The sequence below is a fragment of the Mycolicibacterium elephantis DSM 44368 genome (genome assembly GCF_004014805.1).
In the GTDB taxonomy this organism is placed as follows: domain Bacteria; phylum Actinomycetota; class Actinomycetes; order Mycobacteriales; family Mycobacteriaceae; genus Mycobacterium; species Mycobacterium elephantis.
This window is the reverse complement of sequence record NZ_ATDN01000004.1, coordinates 98662-117222: the sequence shown is the minus strand read 5'-3', so window position 1 is coordinate 117222 and position 18561 is coordinate 98662. Positions and strand designations below refer to the sequence as shown.

The window sequence follows — 18561 nt, the reverse complement described above, 5'->3', positions numbered from 1 at the left end:
ATACTCCTACTGGAAGAGCCTGATCGGGTTGACCAGGTCAGCGGTCACGGTCAGCAGCATGTAGCCGACCACCACCAACAAGACTACGTAAGTCGCGGGCATGAGCTTGAGATAGTTCACCGGCGCAGCGGCCACCATGCCGCGCGCCGACCGGATCATGTTGCGGATCTTCTCGTAGACGGCGATCGCGATGTGACCGCCGTCAAATGGCAGCAGCGGAACGAGGTTGATCGCACCGAGCACGAAGTTCAGCTGCGCCAGGAAGAACCAGAACGCCACCCACAGCCCGGCGTCGACCGTGTCGCCGCCGATGATGCTGGCGCCCACGACGCTGATCGGGGTCTCCGGATCGCGTTCCCCGCCGCCGATCGAGTGCATCAGCGCACCCACCTTGGTGGGAATCTTGGCCAGCGACTTGCCGAGTTCGACGGTCAGATCACCGGTGAAGGCAAACGTCGCCGGTATCGCCGACAGCGGGTTGTGCTGGGTCGGCCCGAACTGGGCGGCGCTGACCCCGATCGCTCCCACCGTCGAGGGCCCGGTGTCGCTGTCGGCGGTCCAGCGCTGGGTCGGGGTGACGTCGACGACGGTGGTGAACTCGCGGGTGCGGCCGTCCTCGTCCCGCTGCACGGTCAGCTCGGTCGGCCCGCTCCGTTCCCGCACGGCGGCGGCCATCTCCGCGAAGTTGGCCACCGGGGTGTCGCCGACCTTGACCACCGTGTCGCCGCCCCTGATGCCCGCGAGCGCGGCCGGGCCGGGGCCGGTGCACTCACCGAGCTCGCCCTTGGCCACTTCCGCTGCCACACAACCGGTTTCACCGACGACAGCGGTGGTGGGCGGGTGCAGGTTGGGCAGTCCCCAGACGACGGCGATGCCGTAGATGAGGACCAGGCCGATGAGGAAGTTCATCGCGGGCCCGGCGGCCAGCACCGCGGTGCGTTTCCACGTCTTCTGCTTGTACATGGCGCGTTCGTGCTCGTCGGGCTGCAGTTCCTCCACCGAGGTCATGCCCGCGATGTCGCAGAACCCGCCGAGCGGGATCGCCTTGACGCCGTACTCCGTCTCGCCGAGCTGATTGGCCCGCCGCGTCGACCACACCGTCGGACCGAAGCCGACGAAGTAGCGGCGCACCTTCATCCCGGTCGCACGCGCCACCCACATGTGCCCGCACTCGTGCAGGGCCACCGAAACCAGGATGGCCAGCGCGAACAGCACGACACCGATCACGAACATCATCTGGTGGCGACAACCTCCCGCTCGACCGCACTGCGTGCCCGGTCCCGCGCCCACTGTTGGGCGTCAAGTACTTCGTCCACGGTAGCGGGTTCGGCCGCCCATTCGTCGGCACCGCGCAGCACCTCCTCGATGGTGCGCACGATGCCGGGAAACGGGATCCGGCCGGCCAGAAACGCCGCGGCGGCTTCTTCGTTGGCGGCGTTGTAGACCGCGGTCAGGCAGCCGCCCTTCGTGCCGGCCTGGCGGGCCAGCCGCACAGCCGGAAACACCTCGTCGTCCAACGGCTCGAAGTCCCACGTCGACGCGGTGGTGAAGTCGCAGGCCGGCGCCGCGCCGGGCACCCGCGACGGCCAGCCCAGCGCCAACGCGATCGGCAGCTTCATATCGGGCGGGCTGGCCTGGGCCAGGGTGGAGCCGTCGGTGAACGTCACCATCGAGTGCACGATCGACTGCGGGTGCACGACCACCTCGATGCGGTCGTAGGGCACCCCGAACAGCAGGTGCGTCTCGATCAGTTCCAGGCCCTTGTTCACCAGCGACGCCGAGTTCAGCGTGTTCATCGGGCCCATCGACCAGGTGGGATGGGCGCCGGCCTGCTCGGGGGTGGCGGTCTCGAGCCGCTCGGCGGTCCAGCCGCGGAACGGGCCGCCCGAGGCGGTGAGCACGATCTTGGCGACCTCGTCGGGGCTGCCGCCGCGCAGGCACTGCGCCATCGCGGAGTGTTCGGAGTCGACGGGCACGATCTGGCCGGGCTGGGCGGCCTTGAGCACAAGCGGACCCCCGGCGACCAGCGACTCCTTGTTGGCCAGGGCCAACCGGGCGCCGGTGGCCAGCGCGGCGAGCGTGGGCTTGAGCCCGAGCGCGCCGACGAGCGCGTTGAGCACGACGTCGGCTTGGGTGGATTCCACCAGCTGGGTGGCCGCGTCCGGTCCGGCGTAGGGAATGTCGCCGATGCGCTGTGCCGCGTCGACGTCGGCGACGGCGATGTTGGTCACACCGGTCTCGGCGCGCTGCCGGCTCAGCAGGTCGGGGTTGCCGCCGCCGGCCGCCAGCCCGACGACCTCGAAGCGGTCCGGGTTGGCGGCGATGACCTTTAGCGCCTGCGTGCCGATCGAGCCGGTACTGCCAAGCAGCAGCACCCGCTGTCTGTTGCTCACCGATCCATTGTGCCGCGTCGGCGAACCGGCGCCCCGCGAGCAGACGGAGAACGGGGTTACCGCCGCCGTTTCGTCACCGTCTGTGGCGCAACTAGGACGGTGTGATCTGCTGCAGCAGCGCGTGCATGTCGAGCTGTCCGCGGTGCCCCACCAGCATGTCGCCCTGGAAACGGTCGATGTAGATGCCCGCGACCGACACCTCGTTGCCCGTCGCCGCGATCCCGCGGAACCCGCCGAGGTGGGTTCCGACGAAGCGGCACCGCGACACCCCGTGTGAGCCGTCGACCAGCACCTCCTCGATATCGTGGCGGCCGTCGGGAAACGCCTCGGCGAACTCCCGCAGATGCTCCCGCCAGGCGTCCCATCCGATGGGCGCGGCGCTGCCGAGCTCGACGACCACCCGCGGCGACACCAGCGCCTCGAGGGTCGACCAGTCCCGCCGGTCGATCGCGCCGTACAGGCACTCGACCAGTTCACGGACCTCGTCGGCCGCGAAACTCATGTGCGCACCTTGTCGATGACGGTCTCCGCGAATTGTTCGATCGGCGCCCGGAACCGCTCGACGTCTCCGGGCGGCAGGTCCATGCCCGCCCACGGACTGCACATCACCGCGGTGATGCCGAGATCTTCGGCGCGCTTGTACAGATCCGGCGACGGCGGGTCGAGCAGCGCGAGGATGATCTCGAAAGGCTCGTTCTCCCGGCCGTATTCGCGCCGCAGCTCCGAAACCCTGCGGACGTACGCGGTCGCATCGTCCAACGTGTAGGCGTAGCCGACCCAGCCGTCGCACAACCGTGCGGCCCGGCGCAGCGCCGCCTCGGACTCCCCGCCGCACAGGATCGGCACCGGGTGCTGCGGGTGCGGCTCGAGCATCATCTCGGGTACCTGATAGTGCTTGCCGTGAAACGACACCCAGCCGCCACGCCACAGTTCCCGCAGCGCGGGGATCATCTCGTTGAGCCGGGCACCGCGGGTGCCGAAGTCCTGACCCATCAGGTCGTACTCCTCGCGCATCCACCCGACCCCGACCGCCAGCGACACCCGGCCGTCCGAGAGGACCGACGCGGTGGCGACCTGTTTGGCCACCTCCAGCAGCGGCCGTGTCGGCGCGATGTAGACCGCGTTGGAGAACCGGATCCGGCGCGTCACCGCGGCCATCGCGCCGATCGTCACCCAGCAGTCCGGCCACGCCGTCTCAGGGGCCCACATCGGCTTGCCGGTCGGCGAGTCCGGGTACGGCGACGCCAGCTCACGCGGATAGAAGAGGTGATCGGAACAGACAATGCCGTCGTAGCCGGCCTCGTCGAACATCCGGGCCAGCGGCAGAACCTCGGCGGTCTTCATGAACGCGGTGCCGGACCAGAATTGCACGCCCTTCTCCTTACTTCGCCGTCAGGCCGCCGTCGACGGGCAGCGCCACCCCGGTCAGATACCGGCCCGATGCCCCACACAGATAGACCATCGCATCGCTGATGGCCTCGGGCTCCACCGGCGGAATGGGCAGCAGCGGCTGTTGGGCGGCGCCGAACGAGGCGTGCTCCTCGACGAAGCGTCCGGCGGCCTCGTTGATGATCATCGGCGTCGCCACCCCGCCGGGATGCACGGAGTTCACCCGGATGTTCTTGGCCGCCAGCGAGTTCGCGTAGTGCCGCATCAGGCCGACGACGCCGTGCTTGGCCGCGGTGTAACCGGCGGCGCCATGGCTCATGGTGTCGTATCCGGAGCTGACCGACTTGAAGCCGGCCGCCGAACTGGTGATCACGACGACGCCGCCGTCGCCGTGGCCCAGCATGGCGGGCAGCGCCGCCTCGATCGTGTAATACACGCCCTTGAGCATGATGTCGACGGCGTCGACGAACGAGGTCATCTCGTTGCGCTTGTCCCCGATCGCCGGGAAAATGCCCGCGTTGGCGAGAACGAAGTCGACGCGCCCGAATTGGGCCACACCGCGGCCGACGACCTCGGTCAGCCGGTCGAAGTCGCGCACGTCGCCGTGCTCGGCGATGATGCGCCGGCCGGTCTTCTCGACGAGGTTGACGGTCTCGTCGAGGTCCTCCGGTGTCGCCATCGGATAGTCGACGCTGTCCAGGGGCTCGCATAGGTCGAACGCGATGATGTCGGCCCCCTCCTCGGCGAACCGCACGGCGTGCGCGCGACCCTGTCCCCGCGCCGCTCCGGTGATGAACACGACCTTGCCGTCGAACTGGGATGTCATGAGGACTCACCCTACGGCGGCGCGTAGTAGGCCTATGTCAGAATGTCGGCTAGCACCGAAGACCGACCGCTAAGGAGCAGCCGTGCCCAGCACCGAGCTTGAGCGACGAACCGGCGCGAACTCTGTCGACGTCGAGGACGTGCCGTCGGCCGAGTGGGGCTGGTCGAAGGAGAACCCCAAGTTCATCCACATCGGCGGGCTGCTGGCGGCGGCGTTTCTGCTGATCATGATGCGCGGCAACCACGTCGGTCGCGTCGAGGACATGTTCCTCATCGGGTTCGCGGCGCTCATCGTCATCGCGGTCGCGCGTGACTGGTGGCTGCGCCGCCGCGGCTGGATCCGCTAGACATCCGCTAGACGGGGTACAGCGGCCGAAACGCTTCCGACCCGAGGTCGAACAGGGTCTCGGTGGCGGCGACCTCTTGGTGCGCCGCCCGCGCGGCGGCCAGTGCACGAGCCTTGAACGCCCGCGCGGCCACGCTCAGGCGGTGCTGCACGGGATCGATACGACGGCCCAGCTGGTCCGGCCACGACGTCCCCCACACCGTCACCTCGGTGGTCCCCGCGTTCCACAGACGCAGGACCTGCTCGCACACCCGCGCGTCGCGGCGCAGCAGGTCGGCGCTGACGGCGAACGCGTCCGTGGCTTCGAGAATCGACGTCGCGTCCGCGAAAACCGGTGTGGCGCCCAGGATCGTCAGCGGGCGCACCTCCCGGGCAGCACCGACGAGCACGTTGACCGTCCAACCGGCCCGGGCGCGGTCGTAGAGCCATCCGCCCGACGACGACACCAGATCGACCATGTCCGCGGCGATCACGCTCAGTTGGGGCCGATTGAGAATCCCAGCGCCTTCGTGCGCATCGTCGCGCGCGGTGACGGGTCGGGTCGCCATGTCTGTCCTATCCGATCAGTCCATCGCGTGCCGGTCGACGGGCCAGCCCGCGGCACGCATAGAGGGTGACACTATTGCGTCGATCTGTAAAGGCTGTGAGAGTAGGTTCCATGAGTCTGGTGGCCGGGCGTGGCCCGTTGAGCAGGGACCCCGCCGGATGGTTCGCTCCCCCGATCCCCGAGGTGGTCTATGTCGAGCCGCACCCCCGGCGGGTGCAGGCCGTGCGCGACGGCCGGGTGGTCATCGACACCGAAGGCGCCCTGCTGGTGCACCGGTGCGACCATCCGCTCAGCTACGCGTTTCCCGCCGGCGAGGTCGGCGACCTTCCGCACGAACCCGTTCCGGAGGCGCCCGGGTTCGTGCGGGTGCCGTGGGACGCGGTGGACACCTGGCTCGAGGAAGGCCGCCAGCTCGTGCACTACCCGCCGAATCCCTATCACCGCGTCGACTGTCGTCCCACCAGCCGGCGTCTGCGCGTCGCGGTCGACGGCGCGACGCTGGTGGACACCACCGACACCGTCATCGTGTTCGAGACCGCGGTGCAGACACGGCTCTACGTCGATCCGTCTCACGTCCGCACCGATCTGCTGCAGCGCTCCGACACCACGAGCTACTGCAACTACAAGGGCTATGCCACCTACTGGTCGGCGGTGCGAGGCGACCGTGTCGTGGCCGACGTGGCCTGGAGCTATGACGACCCGCTGCCCGAAACCCTGCCCATCAAAGGCTTTCTCAGCTTCGACACCGAACGCGCCGACGTGTCGGCCGAACTCCCGCAGCCCGCTTCCGGCCGCCGAATCTGAGCTTGTGTCCGCTTTTCGCGTGAGATCGCGTGCATAACTTCAGATTCGACGCTCAGGCCTGGTCGATCACCGACGTGCCGAACTCCTCGATGGTGTCGAGCACATGGGCCAGGCTGTCGCCGGGCAGACCGACCTGCACCCACGTGACTCCCACGGCGGCAAGCTTTTCCAGGCCGGAAAGGTAGGCCTCGGCGTTGAAATCGTCGGTGCCGGGAGTTCCGCCGTCGGGGTTGGTGAACGTGATGTCGATCGCGGAGAAGTCGCGGCCGGCCTCGTCGAAACGCCGGCGCAGATCGTCGACGCCCACGGCCAGGCGGTCGGCGTCCATCTCCGCGGTGCGTGCGGTCTTGGCCAGCATGGCCGGCGCGGCGAACGGGCACCAGCCGTCACCGAACTTGACGACCCGCCTGCGCGCGGCCGCGGTGTTGCCGCCGATCCAGATCGGCGGGTGCGGGTCGCTCACCGGGCGCGGGTGCGCGGTGATGCTCTCGGCGGTGAAATGGCGGCCCTGATAGGAGAAGTCGTCGGTGGTCCAGATCCCGCGGATGACCTCCAACGCCTCTTCGAACAGCACCGCGCGTTCGTCGAACTCCACCCCCAGCGCCGTGAACTCCCGCTTGAGATAGCCCACGCCGACCGCGAGCGTGAACCGGCCCTGCGACAGCAGGTCCAGCGTGGCGCCCGCCTTGGCGACCACGAACGGGTTGCGGTACGGCAACACCACGATGTTGGGGACGAGCCGCAGCGTCGTCGTGGTGGCCGCGGCGAAACCCATTGCCACGAACGGATCCACCGCGTCATGCCCACCGGCCTGCAACCACCGCTCGGTGGGCGCCGGGTGGTCGGTGAACCCGAACCCGGAGAAGCCGGCCTTCTCGGCGGCGGCGGCGACCGCGGCGATGCCCGCCCCCGTCACCAACTCCGGGTTGTAGGGATGGCTGTGCATCGGATGGGTGAACGTGAACCGCATGAGGTGCTCCGCTCCAGAACAGTCTTCTCGATTTGTGAGAATGTCGTTACCATGCGGGCAGCCGAATGTACAGCCCGCGCGCCACAACGGCGACCAGAGGATGGGAAACCGCGTCCATGAGCAAGCCGGAGATCGGCGTGTACCTGCCCCAGATGGGCTTCACATACGAGCAGATCCTGCATCGCACCCGGCGGTGCGAGCAGCTCGGCATCGACTCGGTGTGGCTCTACGACCACCTCTACGGGCCGGGTGTGCCCGACTACCCGTCGCTGGAGGCCTGGACGTTGGCGACCGCGCTGCTCGCCCACACCGAACGCATCGATGTCGGACATATGGTGCTGTGCAACCAGTTTCGCCATCCCGCGGTGCTGGCCAAGATGGTGACGACGCTCGATCACATCTCGGCGGGCCGACTTCAGCTGGGCATCGGCAGCGGGTCGATCGAGGACGAGCACAACCGGGCCGGGCTGGACTGGGGGACGTTCCGGGACCGCTCCGAACGGCTCGGCGAGACGCTGGAGATCTTGCACCAGGCGTTCGCGAACGAGGTGATCGACTTCGCCGGCAGGCATTTCACCGTGCGGGACATGCCGATCAAGCCCGGCCCGACGCGTCGGCCGCGCCCCCCGATCGTGGTGGGCGGTGTCGGCGAGAAGTACACGTTGCCGTTGGTGGCGCGCTACGCCGACGTGTGGAACGTGCCCACCTACGCGCTCGGTGAGCTCGAGCACAAGACGTCGGTGTTGCGCTCGATCTGCGAAGAGGTCGGCCGGGATCCGTCGACGATCGTACTGTCGGTCGAGGCGGTGATGGCGTTGGCGCCCGACGATGCGTCCTTGGCGTCGGTGCGCGAGCTGGCCGAAAAGCGTTTCGGGCTACCCGCGTTCGGGCTCGAGGAGGGCGGGCTGGTCGGCACGCCGCCCGCGATCGTCGACCGCCTGCAGCAGCTGCGCGAACTCGGCTTCGACCAGATCGTGCTGTTCACCCACGACCGCGGCTCCGACGAAACGCTGGATCTGCTCGCCGGCGAGGTGATCGCGAAACTCTAGGCGGGCCGCTTGGCCGGCGGTGAATAGTTCGGGCGGCCCAACCCCAGCGCGTGCTGGGCGATCATGTTGCGGAACACCTCGAGCGTGCCGCCGTAGATGCCGGTCGGACACGCCAGCCGGAAGATGTACTCGGCTCCCCCGTCGTCGGCGGCGCCGTCGACATCAACGGGCAGGGCTCCCGCGGCACCGAGAATGTCCATCAGATCCGGTGATACGTCGCGCATCGTCTGCGCGATCGCGACGCGCCCGAACATCTCCGGGGTGCTCATCGCCGCCTCCATGCGGGCGATGGCGCGGCCGAGCCGGTAGCGCACGGAGTCGTCGTCGGTGGCCACGGCCGCGATCCGGTCGATGGCCTCGGCCAGCAGCAGCACGTGCTCGCTCATCGTGGCCAGCTTCTGCAGGCCCTGCGCATCGCGTTCGACGGTGCCGTGCTCGGCGTTGAGCGCTTCGCGCAACACCGCCCAGCCCCCGTTGACCTCGCCGACGCGATACCGGTCCGAGACGCGTACGTCGCTGTAGTAGGTGATGTTGGTGCGGTCGCCGTCGACGGTGCGCAACGGCTGGATCTCCACGCCCGGGGAGTCCAGCGGCACCAGGAACATGGTCAGGCTCTGATGTTTGGGCGCATCCGGATCGGTGTTGGTGACCAGGAAGACGAACTGCGCGTTGTGCGCGTTGGAGGTGAACATCTTGGAGCCGTTGATGATCCAGCTCGATCCATCCGCTTCGCGCACCGCGCGTGTCTTGCAGGTCGCGACGTCCGAGCCGCCCTCGGGTTCGGTGTAGCCCAGGCACAGCCGGTAATGCCCGGAGAGCACCTTCGGTAGCACCTCTTCCTTCAGCTCGGGTGTGGCGAACTGGTCGAGGGTGTGCGCCACCATCGCGGTGGTCGGCCAGTGAAACCACGGCGTGTGCGCGCGCCCGATCTCCAGCTCCCAGACGCGCCGGCGCACGGCGCTGAATCCGCCCTCGGACTCGGGTTTGAAGTCCGCGGCCAGAAGACCGCGCTCCCCGAGCGCCAGATGCACACCCTCGTCGAAGTTCTCGCCGGTCTCGCGGTCGCGACGGATGACGTCGTCGGTCACGATGCTGCGCAGCAGGTCGCGCAGCTCGTCACGGAACGCCCGGTCCTCATCGGAGAGTTGCACGTGCGAGAAGTCCACCTGAACACCGTGACATTTGCGTGCATTTTTGTAAAGTATGCTGCGGTCATTCACCACAGAAGGGCGTCACCTTGGGAATCGTCACCACGACGTCGGAAACCGCGTTCGCTCACCGGCCCGAGACGATCTATGACTTCGTCACCAACCCGGCCAACTGGACGAAGACCTATCCGGGCAGTGCGCACATCGGGGGTCTACCCGAGACGCTGCCGCTGAAGGTCGGCGACACGTGGACGGAGTCCGGGCCCGACGGGAACCGGATCTTCACCTGGCACCTGGCGATCGCCATGCGCCCGACCATATGGGTGTTCAACTCGGTCGGCCGCCTCGGCCACGACGCCGACGGCAACGGCGGCATGGAGGGCCGCATCACGGTGCACTACCACTTCAGCCAACCCGGCGAAGACATCACGTTGTTCACCAGGACGATGACGATCGAGGCCTACAAGCATGCGCCGTTGCCGGACGGGCTCTTCCGGACGGTCAACCCCGCGCACATCGACGCCTACCACGCCGCAGTGGCTAAGGAACTGGCCGGATCCTGAGCGCGGCGTCGCCGTGCAGTGCCCTGCGCAGCGCGGCGCCCTGAAGCACGAACAGCTGCTCGCTGACCTCCCACTCCGGCAGCAGCGAGTCGAACCCGTGACACGTACCGCCGTAGACGTGCAAATCGGTCGACACCCCGGCGCGCATCAACCGCGTGGCGTAGTCGATCGCTTCGTCGCGCAACGGGTCGAGCTCGGAGCAGGTGATCAACGTCTTTGGCGCACCGGACAACTCGGTGGCCCGCGCCGGGGCGGCATCGTCGCAGGCCTGCCGGCCCGCCAGGTAGTGGTGCCACATCGTGTCCGCGGCGGGGCCGTCGAACCCGGGGGTGGTGTCGAACTCCTGCTTCGACTCGGTGGGCCGGTCGTCGAGCACCGGTTGATGCAGCAGCTGAAACACCACGGGCGGCGCGGCTTTGGCGGCGGACCGCTGGGCCAGCCGCGCCGCCAGCGCGCCACCGGCGCTGCTGCCCGCCACCGCCAGCCGATCCGGGTCGATCCCGAGGTCCACCGCGTCGGCGACCACACCGTCGAGCACGGCCGTGACGTCGTGCACCGCGGCCGGGTACGGGTGCTCGGGAGCCAACCGGTAGTCGACGGAGATCACCGTGCAGCGGCCACGCCTGGCGAACTCCACGCACTGCCGGTGGTCGGTGTCGAGGTTTCCCAGCACGAAAGCTCCCGAATGGCAGTAGAGCACCGCGGGAGCCGGTGACGAGGCGCCCCGATAGATCCGCACCGGCACCGAAGCCACCGCGCGGTCCTCGATCTCCACGCCGGCGGTGTCCACCCTTGCGGCGGCCTCGGCGCGGCGCTGGTTCAACGAATCCCGCACCGCGCCAAGCACCCCCGATGACAGATCGGTGCGGGCCTCGGCGAGGTGGCGCAGCGCGGGGTCGAGACGCGCGACGAAGCTCACGGTCGGCTACCGGTTGGCCGTCGTGTGCGCCTCGCGGACCGCGGCATCGGACTGCGTCGGCGGATCGAACGTGTAGTCGGCGGGCCGGAAGCGGCGCGTCATCGACCAGAACGCGCGGGCGCTGCGCGGCCACTGGGTCACCACTCGGCCGTTGGCGGCGCGGAAGTAGTTGCTGCACCGGGTGAGCCACACGGTGCCCTGCATCCACTCGTCGATCTTGGTGAGGAACGCCGCCATGGTCGACGGCCGGACCGCCACATACGACTTGCCCTTGCGCCGCATGTACTTGAGCGCGCGGACCACATAATGTGCTTGCGCCTCGAGGATGAAGATGACGCTGTTGGAGCCGACGTTGGTGTTGGGGCCGTAGAGCATGAAGAAGTTCGGGAACCCGGGCACGGTCATGCCCAGATAGGCGTGTGCGCCGTCGCGCCACCTGTGCCGCAACGTCGTTCCGTGCTCGCCGACGACGTCGATCTGGCCCAGATAGTCGGCAGCGGCATAGCCCGTGGCGCACAGCACCACGTCGACGTCGAGTTCGGTGCCGTCCTCGGTGACCAGGCTTCGGGCGCGCAGCGCCCGAGCGGGGCTGGCGACCACCTCGACGTGCGGCTGGGTCAGCGTCTGCAGATAGTCGGTGGCGAACACCAGCCGTTTACAGCCCATCGGGTGATCGGGGGTCAGCTTGGCGCGCAGTTCGGCGTCGGGCACGTTGGCCTCGAGCCCCCGCAGCGCGATCTCCCTGAACTCCTGGGTCTTGTCGCTGCCGTGCTCGATCACCGAGATGTTGGCCTCGCTGCGCAGCCACAGCCGGGTGCGGTAGATCTTCTTGGCGAACGGAACATGGCGAAAGACCCACTTCTCGCGTTCGGAGTAGGGCCGGTCGGGTTTGGGCAGCACCCATGTGGGCGAGCGCTGCACCGAATACACCTTCTTGGCGACCTTCGCGACTTCGGGAATCAGCTGCGACGCGGTCGATCCCGTACCCAGCACGGCCACCCGGGCGCCGGTGAGGTCCACCGAGTGGTCCCAGCGGGCGGTGTGCATCAGCGTTCCGCTGAACGGCTCTTCTTCGACCAGGTCGGGCAGCAGCGGCCGGGTGAACAGGCCGACCGCGGACACCACGATGTCGAAGTCATACGTGGCGCCGTCGGCGTCGGTGAGCCGCCATTTGGTGCCCTGGGCGTCCCAGTGCGCCGCGACGATCTCGGTGTGCAGCCGCAGGTTCGGTTCGAGTGCGTAGCGGCGCGCGCAGTTCTCGAAGTACTCCAGGATCTCCGGCTGCGCCGACCACAGTCGAGACCAGTCGGCGTTCAGGTCGAAGGAGTAGGAGTACAGGTGCGACTTAACGTCGCACGCCAGCCCCGGATAGGTGTTGATCCGCCAGGTGCCCCCGACGCCGCCTTCACGGTCGAAGATCGTGAAGTCCCGAAACCCCGCTTTGCGCAGGAAGATTCCCAGGGCCAGCCCGCCGGGGCCGGCGCCGATGATGCCGATCGACGGGTTCATCCGATGCGCAGGCATTGCCCTCCGTCCACGACGAGTTCGCTTCCCGTGATGAACGACGCGCGGTCGGAGACCAGGAACGCGACCGCGTCGGCGACTTCGACGGACCGGCCGAGCCGCCCGAACGACGCGCTCAGCCTGTTCTGGGTCGCGTCGTCGAGCATCGGCGTCGCGATCGGCCCGGGAAAGACGGCGTTCACCCGGATCTCGTCGCGGGCCAGTTCGGCGGCGGCGATCTGGGTCAGCCCCCGTAACGCCCACTTGGAGGAGCCGTAGGCCGCGTGGTTCGGGAAGGCGCGTATCGCGCCGGTGCTGCAGGTGTTCACGATCGCCGCGCCTTCGGCCACCCGGAGTTGTGCGAGCGCGGCCTGGATGCCCAAGAACGGGCCCAGACAGTTGACCCGCCAGCTGTTTTCGAAACCCGTCGCGGTCTCGTCGGCCAGCGTGGCGCGATGCAGCACCCCGGCGTTGTTGACCAACGCGGTCAGTCTGCCGAACCGGTCGACGGTCGCGTCGACCGCGGCGCGCCACTGCGGTTCGGACGTCACGTCAAGCGCCAGCGCGAGTACGCCGTCGTCTTGTGCCTCGGCGTCGAGCACGTCGCAGGCGGCGACGAGAAACCCGTCAGCGCGCAGCCGCGACACGATCGCCGCCCCCTGGCCCCGCGCGGCGCCGGTCACCAGCGCGACCCGGTCGGCCGTCGTCACTGCGCCTCCCGCAGGTACTCGGCGGCGCCGCGGCGCAGCGCCTGCGACTCCGAGGCCAGCGTGAGCATGCGGAACCCCGCCTGCGCCATGGCTTTCGCCGATGTGGATGCGCCCGCGTGGACGCCGGTGAGAAGCCCGGCGGTCGCGGCGGTGGACTGTATCCGGGTGATCGCGTCGCGCACGGCAGGCGTGGTCCACGCCTCCGCGGGGCTGTGGCCGAGCGACAGTGCCAGATCAGCGGGGCCCACGTAGATGCCGGAAAGGCCGGGCACGGCACAGATCTCGTCGAGTGTCGAAAGCCCCCGTGCGGTCTCGACCATCGCGAGCACGGTCACCCGGGCCTCGTGCTCGGCGGGTTCCCGGCCGAGGCTGGCGCGCAGGGGCCCGTAGCTGCGCACCCCCGCGGGTGCGTACCGCGTGGCGGCGACGGCCGCCGCGGCCTGCTCGGCCGACTCGATCATCGCGACGATCACCGCGTCGGCGCCGGCGTCGAGCACCCGGCCGATCGGTGCGGGATCCGCCGACGGCAGCCGCACCGCCGTGGCTATCGGGACGTGCTCGAGCCGGCGCAACAACAGCGCGACGTCGGCGTCGTCGAGATACCCGTGCTGAACGTCGAACCCGACATAGTCGTAGCCGGCCTGGGCGAACTCCTCGGGGCCGATGATCGTCGGGCCCACCACCCAGCCGCCCCACACCCGCTCTTTGGCGGCCAGCGCCTGCTGCAGTCTGCTGGATGTCACTCGACGATCGCTATCTTGATGCGTTCGGGCGCGGGACGGCACGCCAGCTCGAAGGCCGCCTGCACCTCGTCGACGCCGAACGTGTGGGTGACGTAGGCGGGAAGCAGGTCGGGATGCTGTCGTGCGAATTCGTCTGCGGCGCTCAGCATTCGGCGCCGGTCGAGGGTCACCCCCGACTTCAGGGTCAGGTTGTTGCGCAGCATGGTCCGCATGCTGATCGGATAACTGTCGTCGTCGGGCACCCCGAAGTAGAAGATCGTGCCGCCGGGAGCGGTCGCCTCGACGGCGTGGCCGAGTGTGGCGACCTGATGGCCGACGGCCTCGATCACGACGTCGGGCCGGTCGTCGGGCGTGAGGTGGCTGACCCACCGGTCGCTGGTGGCACGCACGATGTCGTCGACACCGAACCGCCTGCCGATGCCCTCACGGTCGACGGGGTCCACGCCGGTCACCCGGAGCGCCCCGAAAGCCTTTGCCACGTAGGAGAACAGCAGCCCGATCGAGCCTTGACCGATGACCGCGACGTGACGGCCCCGCAGGCTGCCGATCTGCTCGACCGCGTAGAGCACGCAGGCCAGCGGTTGCAGTGCCACCGCGTGCTGGGGGCTCAGCGCCGGGTCGTACGGCGCCAACCCGTCACCGTCGGCCACGACGTGTTGCATCAGGCCGTCGAAGCCCGATGCCCAGCCGACGACGGGGTCCCCGATCCCGTGGCTGCGATGTCGGCTCGCGATCACCTCGCCGACGACCTCGTGGACCGGGAACCCGGCCATCTCGGCGGCGCTCTGTCCCGCGTCGCCGGCGATCTTGCCGCGCACGCCACGAAACGGCGGTAGATCGCTGCCGCACACCCCCGCCGCCCGGAACCGCAGCAGCACCTGACGGTCGCCCAGCGATTCCGGGGAGAGCTCGGCGATGTCCTGCCGTTCGAAGGTGTACGGCGCCACCAATCGGTATGACCACACGTCAGACCTCCACCCGGACAGGCACGCTGTTCCAACCCCATTGGAAACTCGACGGTGGCCGCGACGCGGCCTCGCTGATGATGCGCCAGTCGGATACGCGTCGCAGCCACTCCGACACCAGGACGGTGATCTCCAGGCGCGCGAGATGCACACCGAGGCAGAAGTGTTGGCCGCGCCCGAAGGCCAGCAGCCGCTCGATCGGCCGATTCCAGATGAACTCGTCGGGCTCCGGGTACTCCCGTTCGTCGCGGTTGGCCGACGCCAGCAGCGTGATGACTCGCTGGCCCGGGGTCATCGTGGTGTCGGCGATGGTGAACGGTCTGCGCACGGTGCGCGCGAACCATTGCGCGGGTGCGCAGTAGCGGATCATCTCTTCGCGCGCGACGGGCACGTTCGCGGCCGGGTCGGCCCGCACGGCCGTCAACTGATCGGGACGCCGGCCCAGTTCCCACAGCCCGTGCGCGACGATCTTCGGCACGGTCTCGGTGCCGCCGATGAAGACGCCCAGCATCTGGGTGGCCGCTTCGACGTCGTTCAACTGCGACCCGTCGGGAAGCTGGTAGTCGATGAGGTTGTCGGCGATCGGGTTGATTCCCGACTCGGTGCGGCTGCGTTGCACGAGCGGAATGAGGTACTCCAGATAGCCTGGCCGGGCGTTCGCCACCTCCACGCCGCTGCCGGGCTGCGCGAGGCTGCCCGCATTGACGGTGGCCAGCACCTCCGGTGCGAGTTCGGTTGGCATCCTGAGCAGTTCGCAGACCATCGAGGCGGCGACGATGCCGCCGTAATCCTGGGTGAGGTCGAAGGTGCCCCGCGGCAGCAGCTCGTCGAGGCGCTCGTTGGCCAGGGTGCGGATCCGGTCGGTGAGGTTCGCGACGAATTTCGGCCGGAACTGGCCCGCGGTGCAGCGTCGCACGCCGTCGTAGACCGGGGTGTCGAAGTTGGCGTGAAACGGCATCGGATGCAACGGCGGGTCGGGCACCGAACCGTCGTTGTGCCGGGCCAAAACGGTTGCCGCGGGCAGTGTTCCCTCGGACGCGACGAACGTGCCGTCATTGACCTCCAGCACCCGCCAGATGTCTTCGAACCGCGATATCGCGTAGGTGTCCCACTTGTCGACGTAGTACACCGGATACCTCTCCCGCAGGACGCGATAGTACGGCAGCGGGTCGGCCATCACGGCTGGATCGAACGGGTCGTAGGAAAAGCGTTGCCGCGCAGTCATCGTCATTGCAGTGGTGAAGGGGGTAGGGCCGCCAGAATGGAGTCTTCCCAGCCGTCGCGCAGCGCAGGCGCGACACTCATCCAGGTGACGATCTCCGCGGGTGGACTGTCTTTCCAGGACGGGTAATGGTTGGCGAAGCAGTCCCAGCCCCCCTCCAGCGCCCAGTAGTGAATGACCTCGTTGAACCGGAAGGTCGTGATGAACGAACCCAGCCAACGCTTTCCGGTTCGTTCCGACCAAGGCACGTAGAGGCGTTCGAGCTCGCGGATGTAGTCGTCCTGGCGGCCGGGTTTGGTCTGCATGATCTCCTGAATCACCAGGCCCGCGGTGAAGTTCTCCTCCTGAAGCTGCGCCAGTGTCCTGTTGCTCCTGCCCGCGTACATGATCCTGCCCTCACCTCGGGCGCCGAGCTCGGACAGAAACGACGACCACTTCGCCGCGGCCGCCTCGTGGCTACCGCCGCGGGCCTGCGCCCTGCCGATGCGGGCGTAGTCGGCGAACCGGTCGATCTCCCAGATGATCGTCACCTGGGGCCAGTGCCCGTTGTACGGGGTGGTCTCCCAGATCGCGAACAACCGCGCCCCCAGTTCGGACATCATCGGGTGGTAGACGTCGCTGAACACCTCGGTGAAGCGGTCGGTTCGGCCCGACCCGAGATCGATCGTTTCATGGAGATAGAGAAGAGTGTGACCGTAGTACCGCTTCATGACCTGCACCCATTTGACAGTGACACCCTGCGAGCGTGACACTTACGGCGTGATTTGTAAAGGTGCCACGGCGCTGCGCCCGCTGGCCGACGGGTTCTGCTTCGGCGAGGGGCCCCGGTGGTTCGAAGGGCTGTTGTGGTTCTCCGACATGCTCGGCGAAGCGGTGCACACCGTCACCCTGCAGGGGGCGACGACCACGCTGCCGGTGCCCGGCCACGCCCCTTCGGGGCTGGGCTTCCGCCCCGACGGATCGCTGCTGATCGTCTCGACCGAGCGGCGGCAGGTGCTGTGTTACGACGGCGACGTGATGACCACCGTCGCCGATCTGTCCGCAACGGCGCCGGCGGACCTGGGCGACATGGTGATCGACGACGTGGGTCGCGCCTACGTCGGATCGCAGGCGTTCGAAGGCGGCGTGATCGTGCGGGTCGACCCGGACGGATCCTCGGCCGTGGTCGCCGAGGACCTCGCGTTCCCCAACGGAATGGTGATCACGCCCGTCGGCGACACGCTGATCGTGGCCGAGTCGATCGGCCGACGCCTGACCGCGTTCACCCGCACCCCCGACGGCGCCCTGACCGACCGGCGCGTGTTCGCCGACGGACTCGACGGACCACCCGACGGGATCTGCCTCGACGCCGAGGGCGGAGTCTGGGTGGCGATGACCCTGGCGCACCGGTTCGAGCGGGTCACCGAGGGCGGCGAGGTGACCGACCGCATCGACATCGGAGACCGGGCGGCGATCGCATGCACGCTGGGCGGGCCCGAACGCCGCACCCTGTTCCTCGTGTCCGCCGCCGACGCCTACCCGAAGCGGCTGGTCGGCACGAAGTTGTCCCGCGTCGACACGACGCCCGTCGAGATCCCAGGAGCCGGCCTGCCATGAGCGACTCCTACTACGAGCTGATCGACGCCACCGACCCGCTCGGCGAGAAGTTCGCCGCCACCGATCTGGTGCGCAGCACCTGGTCGGCCGAGATCCAGCACGGCGCACCGGTATCCGCCTTGCTGGTACGGGCTTTGGAGCGCTGTGAGGCGCGGCCCGACACGCGGCTGAGCCGGGTGATGGTCGACCTGCTCGGCGGCGTACCCGCCGAGGGCGATCTGTGGGTGCGGTCCCGAATCGACCGCGCGGGCAGGCAGATCGAGTTGGTCAGCGCCGAAATGCTCGCCCCCGGGCCCGACGGCGAGCCGCGGCCCGTGGCCAAGGCCAGCGGATGGCGGCTGAAGACGGTCGACACGCCGAGCCTCTTGCACGCGTCGGCTCCGCCGCTGCGCCCGGTCAGTGAGGCGCTGGGCCGCGACATGAAGAAGGACTGGGACCGCAACTACGTGCACAGCCTGGATTGGCGATGGCTGACCAAGCCGTTGAGCGAGGGGCCCGGCGAGTCCTGGATCAAGCCCGAGGTCGACCTTGTCAACGGCGAGACCATGACTCAGCTCGAGCGGTTGTTCGCCGTCGCCGACGACGCCAACGGCATCGGCACCAAGCTCAACCCGCGCGAGTGGACGTTCATGAACACCGACCTCGTCGTGCACATCCACCGGGTGCCCGACGGTGAGTGGATCGGTATCCGGTCGGACACCAACTACGGCCCCGACGGCATCGCGACGACGATCGGCACGCTGTTCGACGAAGCCGGTGCCGTCGGAGGCATTCAGCAGTCGGTGTTGGTGCGGCCGATGCCCCCCGAGTTCGCGAAATAGCGTTCCGGGCGGCAAAACTCCGACTTCAACGACCCGGAACTCTATTTC

General features: G+C 68.5%; 21 protein-coding genes. 6 read left to right on the top strand and 15 right to left on the bottom strand.

The window, feature by feature from the left end; genetic code table 11:
* Positions 1-6: 6 nt before the first annotated feature.
* From MELE44368_RS04775 to MELE44368_RS04755, 5 genes are all read right to left on the bottom strand, one after another.
* Positions 7-1236, bottom strand: a complete 1230-nt coding sequence (locus MELE44368_RS04775) for a M50 family metallopeptidase (protein WP_128107441.1) — start codon at positions 1234-1236, stop codon at positions 7-9.
* A complete protein-coding gene (gene dxr, locus MELE44368_RS04770; RefSeq protein ID WP_128107440.1) occupies positions 1233-2393 on the bottom strand; it encodes a 1-deoxy-D-xylulose-5-phosphate reductoisomerase in 1161 nt (386 codons plus the stop codon). Before dxr ends, MELE44368_RS04775 begins: the two co-directional genes overlap by 4 nt.
* A gap of 91 nt (positions 2394-2484) precedes the next feature.
* Positions 2485-2895, bottom strand: coding sequence for an ester cyclase (locus MELE44368_RS04765; RefSeq protein ID WP_128107439.1), 411 nt, complete (start codon positions 2893-2895; stop codon positions 2485-2487).
* Complete coding sequence (locus MELE44368_RS04760; RefSeq protein WP_128107438.1) at positions 2892-3764, bottom strand: TIGR03619 family F420-dependent LLM class oxidoreductase; 873 nt, start codon at positions 3762-3764, stop codon at positions 2892-2894. The genes MELE44368_RS04765 and MELE44368_RS04760 overlap by 4 nt, the downstream gene beginning before the upstream one ends.
* A 10-nt stretch (positions 3765-3774) precedes the next feature.
* Entirely contained in the window at positions 3775-4608 is an 834-nt protein-coding gene (locus MELE44368_RS04755; RefSeq protein WP_128107437.1) for a mycofactocin-coupled SDR family oxidoreductase, read from the bottom strand.
* Between the two features lie 82 nt (positions 4609-4690).
* Between MELE44368_RS04755 and MELE44368_RS04750 the strand changes: the two genes are divergently transcribed.
* Entirely contained in the window at positions 4691-4954 is a 264-nt protein-coding gene (locus MELE44368_RS04750; protein ID WP_128107436.1) for a DUF2631 domain-containing protein, read from the top strand.
* A gap of 7 nt (positions 4955-4961) precedes the next feature.
* Here the strand turns inward: MELE44368_RS04750 and MELE44368_RS04745 are convergent, their stop codons facing one another.
* Positions 4962-5501, bottom strand: a complete 540-nt coding sequence (locus tag MELE44368_RS04745) for a hypothetical protein (protein ID WP_128107435.1) — start codon at positions 5499-5501, stop codon at positions 4962-4964.
* A gap of 110 nt (positions 5502-5611) precedes the next feature.
* Between MELE44368_RS04745 and MELE44368_RS04740 the strand changes: the two genes are divergently transcribed.
* Positions 5612-6304 carry a DUF427 domain-containing protein gene (locus MELE44368_RS04740; RefSeq protein ID WP_128107434.1) on the top strand — a complete coding sequence of 231 codons (693 nt, stop codon included), beginning with the start codon at positions 5612-5614 and terminating at the stop codon, positions 6302-6304.
* Positions 6305-6356: 52 nt separating this feature from the next.
* Here the strand turns inward: MELE44368_RS04740 and MELE44368_RS04735 are convergent, their stop codons facing one another.
* Positions 6357-7274, bottom strand: a complete 918-nt coding sequence (locus tag MELE44368_RS04735) for an LLM class F420-dependent oxidoreductase (RefSeq protein ID WP_128107433.1) — start codon at positions 7272-7274, stop codon at positions 6357-6359.
* Between the two features lie 116 nt (positions 7275-7390).
* On the opposite strand from MELE44368_RS04735, the gene MELE44368_RS04730 reads away from it, so the two are divergent.
* Positions 7391-8323: an LLM class flavin-dependent oxidoreductase gene (locus tag MELE44368_RS04730; protein WP_128107432.1), complete on the top strand. Its 933-nt coding sequence runs from the start codon at positions 7391-7393 to the stop codon at positions 8321-8323.
* On the opposite strand, the gene MELE44368_RS04725 is transcribed toward MELE44368_RS04730, so the two are convergent.
* A complete protein-coding gene (locus MELE44368_RS04725) occupies positions 8320-9489 on the bottom strand; it encodes an acyl-CoA dehydrogenase family protein (RefSeq protein WP_128107431.1) in 1170 nt (389 codons plus the stop codon). The two genes, MELE44368_RS04730 and MELE44368_RS04725, sit on opposite strands and share 4 nt — an antisense overlap.
* 71 nt (positions 9490-9560) lie before the next feature.
* Here MELE44368_RS04725 and MELE44368_RS04720 point away from each other — a divergent pair, with 71 nt between their 5' ends.
* Positions 9561-10034: an SRPBCC family protein gene (locus tag MELE44368_RS04720; protein ID WP_128107430.1), complete on the top strand. Its 474-nt coding sequence runs from the start codon at positions 9561-9563 to the stop codon at positions 10032-10034.
* Here MELE44368_RS04720 and MELE44368_RS04715 read toward each other — a convergent pair.
* From MELE44368_RS04715 to MELE44368_RS04685, 7 genes are read right to left on the bottom strand one after another with little or no spacing between them, the layout of a single operon-like run.
* A complete protein-coding gene (locus MELE44368_RS04715) occupies positions 10012-10953 on the bottom strand; it encodes an alpha/beta hydrolase (protein ID WP_128107429.1) in 942 nt (313 codons plus the stop codon). The genes MELE44368_RS04720 and MELE44368_RS04715 overlap by 23 nt on opposite strands.
* A gap of 6 nt (positions 10954-10959) precedes the next feature.
* Positions 10960-12477, bottom strand: coding sequence for a flavin-containing monooxygenase (locus MELE44368_RS04710; protein ID WP_128107428.1), 1518 nt, complete (start codon positions 12475-12477; stop codon positions 10960-10962).
* On the bottom strand, positions 12459-13166 hold the full coding sequence (locus MELE44368_RS04705) for an SDR family NAD(P)-dependent oxidoreductase (RefSeq protein WP_128107427.1): 708 nt from the start codon (positions 13164-13166) through the stop codon (positions 12459-12461). The genes MELE44368_RS04710 and MELE44368_RS04705 overlap by 19 nt, the downstream gene beginning before the upstream one ends.
* Complete coding sequence (locus tag MELE44368_RS04700) at positions 13163-13909, bottom strand: HpcH/HpaI aldolase family protein (RefSeq protein ID WP_128107426.1); 747 nt, start codon at positions 13907-13909, stop codon at positions 13163-13165. The genes MELE44368_RS04705 and MELE44368_RS04700 overlap by 4 nt, the downstream gene beginning before the upstream one ends.
* On the bottom strand, positions 13906-14874 hold the full coding sequence (locus MELE44368_RS04695; RefSeq protein WP_128107425.1) for a zinc-binding dehydrogenase: 969 nt from the start codon (positions 14872-14874) through the stop codon (positions 13906-13908). Before MELE44368_RS04695 ends, MELE44368_RS04700 begins: the two co-directional genes overlap by 4 nt.
* Before the next feature lies 1 nt (position 14875).
* Entirely contained in the window at positions 14876-16099 is a 1224-nt protein-coding gene (locus MELE44368_RS04690; RefSeq protein ID WP_128107483.1) for a cytochrome P450, read from the bottom strand.
* Between the two features lie 2 nt (positions 16100-16101).
* On the bottom strand, positions 16102-16806 hold the full coding sequence (locus MELE44368_RS04685; protein ID WP_128107424.1) for an NIPSNAP family protein: 705 nt from the start codon (positions 16804-16806) through the stop codon (positions 16102-16104).
* A gap of 49 nt (positions 16807-16855) precedes the next feature.
* On the opposite strand from MELE44368_RS04685, the gene MELE44368_RS04680 reads away from it, so the two are divergent.
* Positions 16856-17692: an SMP-30/gluconolactonase/LRE family protein gene (locus MELE44368_RS04680; RefSeq protein ID WP_241566481.1), complete on the top strand. Its 837-nt coding sequence runs from the start codon at positions 16856-16858 to the stop codon at positions 17690-17692.
* Entirely contained in the window at positions 17689-18513 is an 825-nt protein-coding gene (locus MELE44368_RS04675) for a thioesterase family protein (RefSeq protein ID WP_128107422.1), read from the top strand. The genes MELE44368_RS04680 and MELE44368_RS04675 overlap by 4 nt, the downstream gene beginning before the upstream one ends.
* Positions 18514-18561 lie beyond the last annotated feature (48 nt).

Excerpts from the sequence above, each read along its gene's own strand:
- MELE44368_RS04775 (WP_128107441.1), bottom strand. The coding sequence starts at position 1,236 with ATGATGTTCGTGATCGGTGTCGTGCTGTTCGCGCTGGCCATCCTGGTT.
- MELE44368_RS04765 (WP_128107439.1), bottom strand. The coding sequence starts at position 2,895 with ATGAGTTTCGCGGCCGACGAGGTCCGTGAACTGGTCGAGTGCCTGTAC.
- MELE44368_RS04755 (WP_128107437.1), bottom strand. The coding sequence starts at position 4,608 with ATGACATCCCAGTTCGACGGCAAGGTCGTGTTCATCACCGGAGCGGCG.
- MELE44368_RS04745 (WP_128107435.1), bottom strand. The coding sequence starts at position 5,501 with ATGGCGACCCGACCCGTCACCGCGCGCGACGATGCGCACGAAGGCGCT.
- MELE44368_RS04740 (WP_128107434.1), top strand. The coding sequence starts at position 5,612 with ATGAGTCTGGTGGCCGGGCGTGGCCCGTTGAGCAGGGACCCCGCCGGA.
- MELE44368_RS04735 (WP_128107433.1), bottom strand. The coding sequence starts at position 7,274 with ATGCGGTTCACGTTCACCCATCCGATGCACAGCCATCCCTACAACCCG.
- MELE44368_RS04730 (WP_128107432.1), top strand. The coding sequence starts at position 7,391 with ATGAGCAAGCCGGAGATCGGCGTGTACCTGCCCCAGATGGGCTTCACA.
- MELE44368_RS04710 (WP_128107428.1), bottom strand. The coding sequence starts at position 12,477 with ATGCCTGCGCATCGGATGAACCCGTCGATCGGCATCATCGGCGCCGGC.
- MELE44368_RS04690 (WP_128107483.1), bottom strand. The coding sequence starts at position 16,099 with ATGACTGCGCGGCAACGCTTTTCCTACGACCCGTTCGATCCAGCCGTG.
- MELE44368_RS04685 (WP_128107424.1), bottom strand. The coding sequence starts at position 16,806 with ATGAAGCGGTACTACGGTCACACTCTTCTCTATCTCCATGAAACGATC.
- MELE44368_RS04675 (WP_128107422.1), top strand. The coding sequence starts at position 17,689 with ATGAGCGACTCCTACTACGAGCTGATCGACGCCACCGACCCGCTCGGC.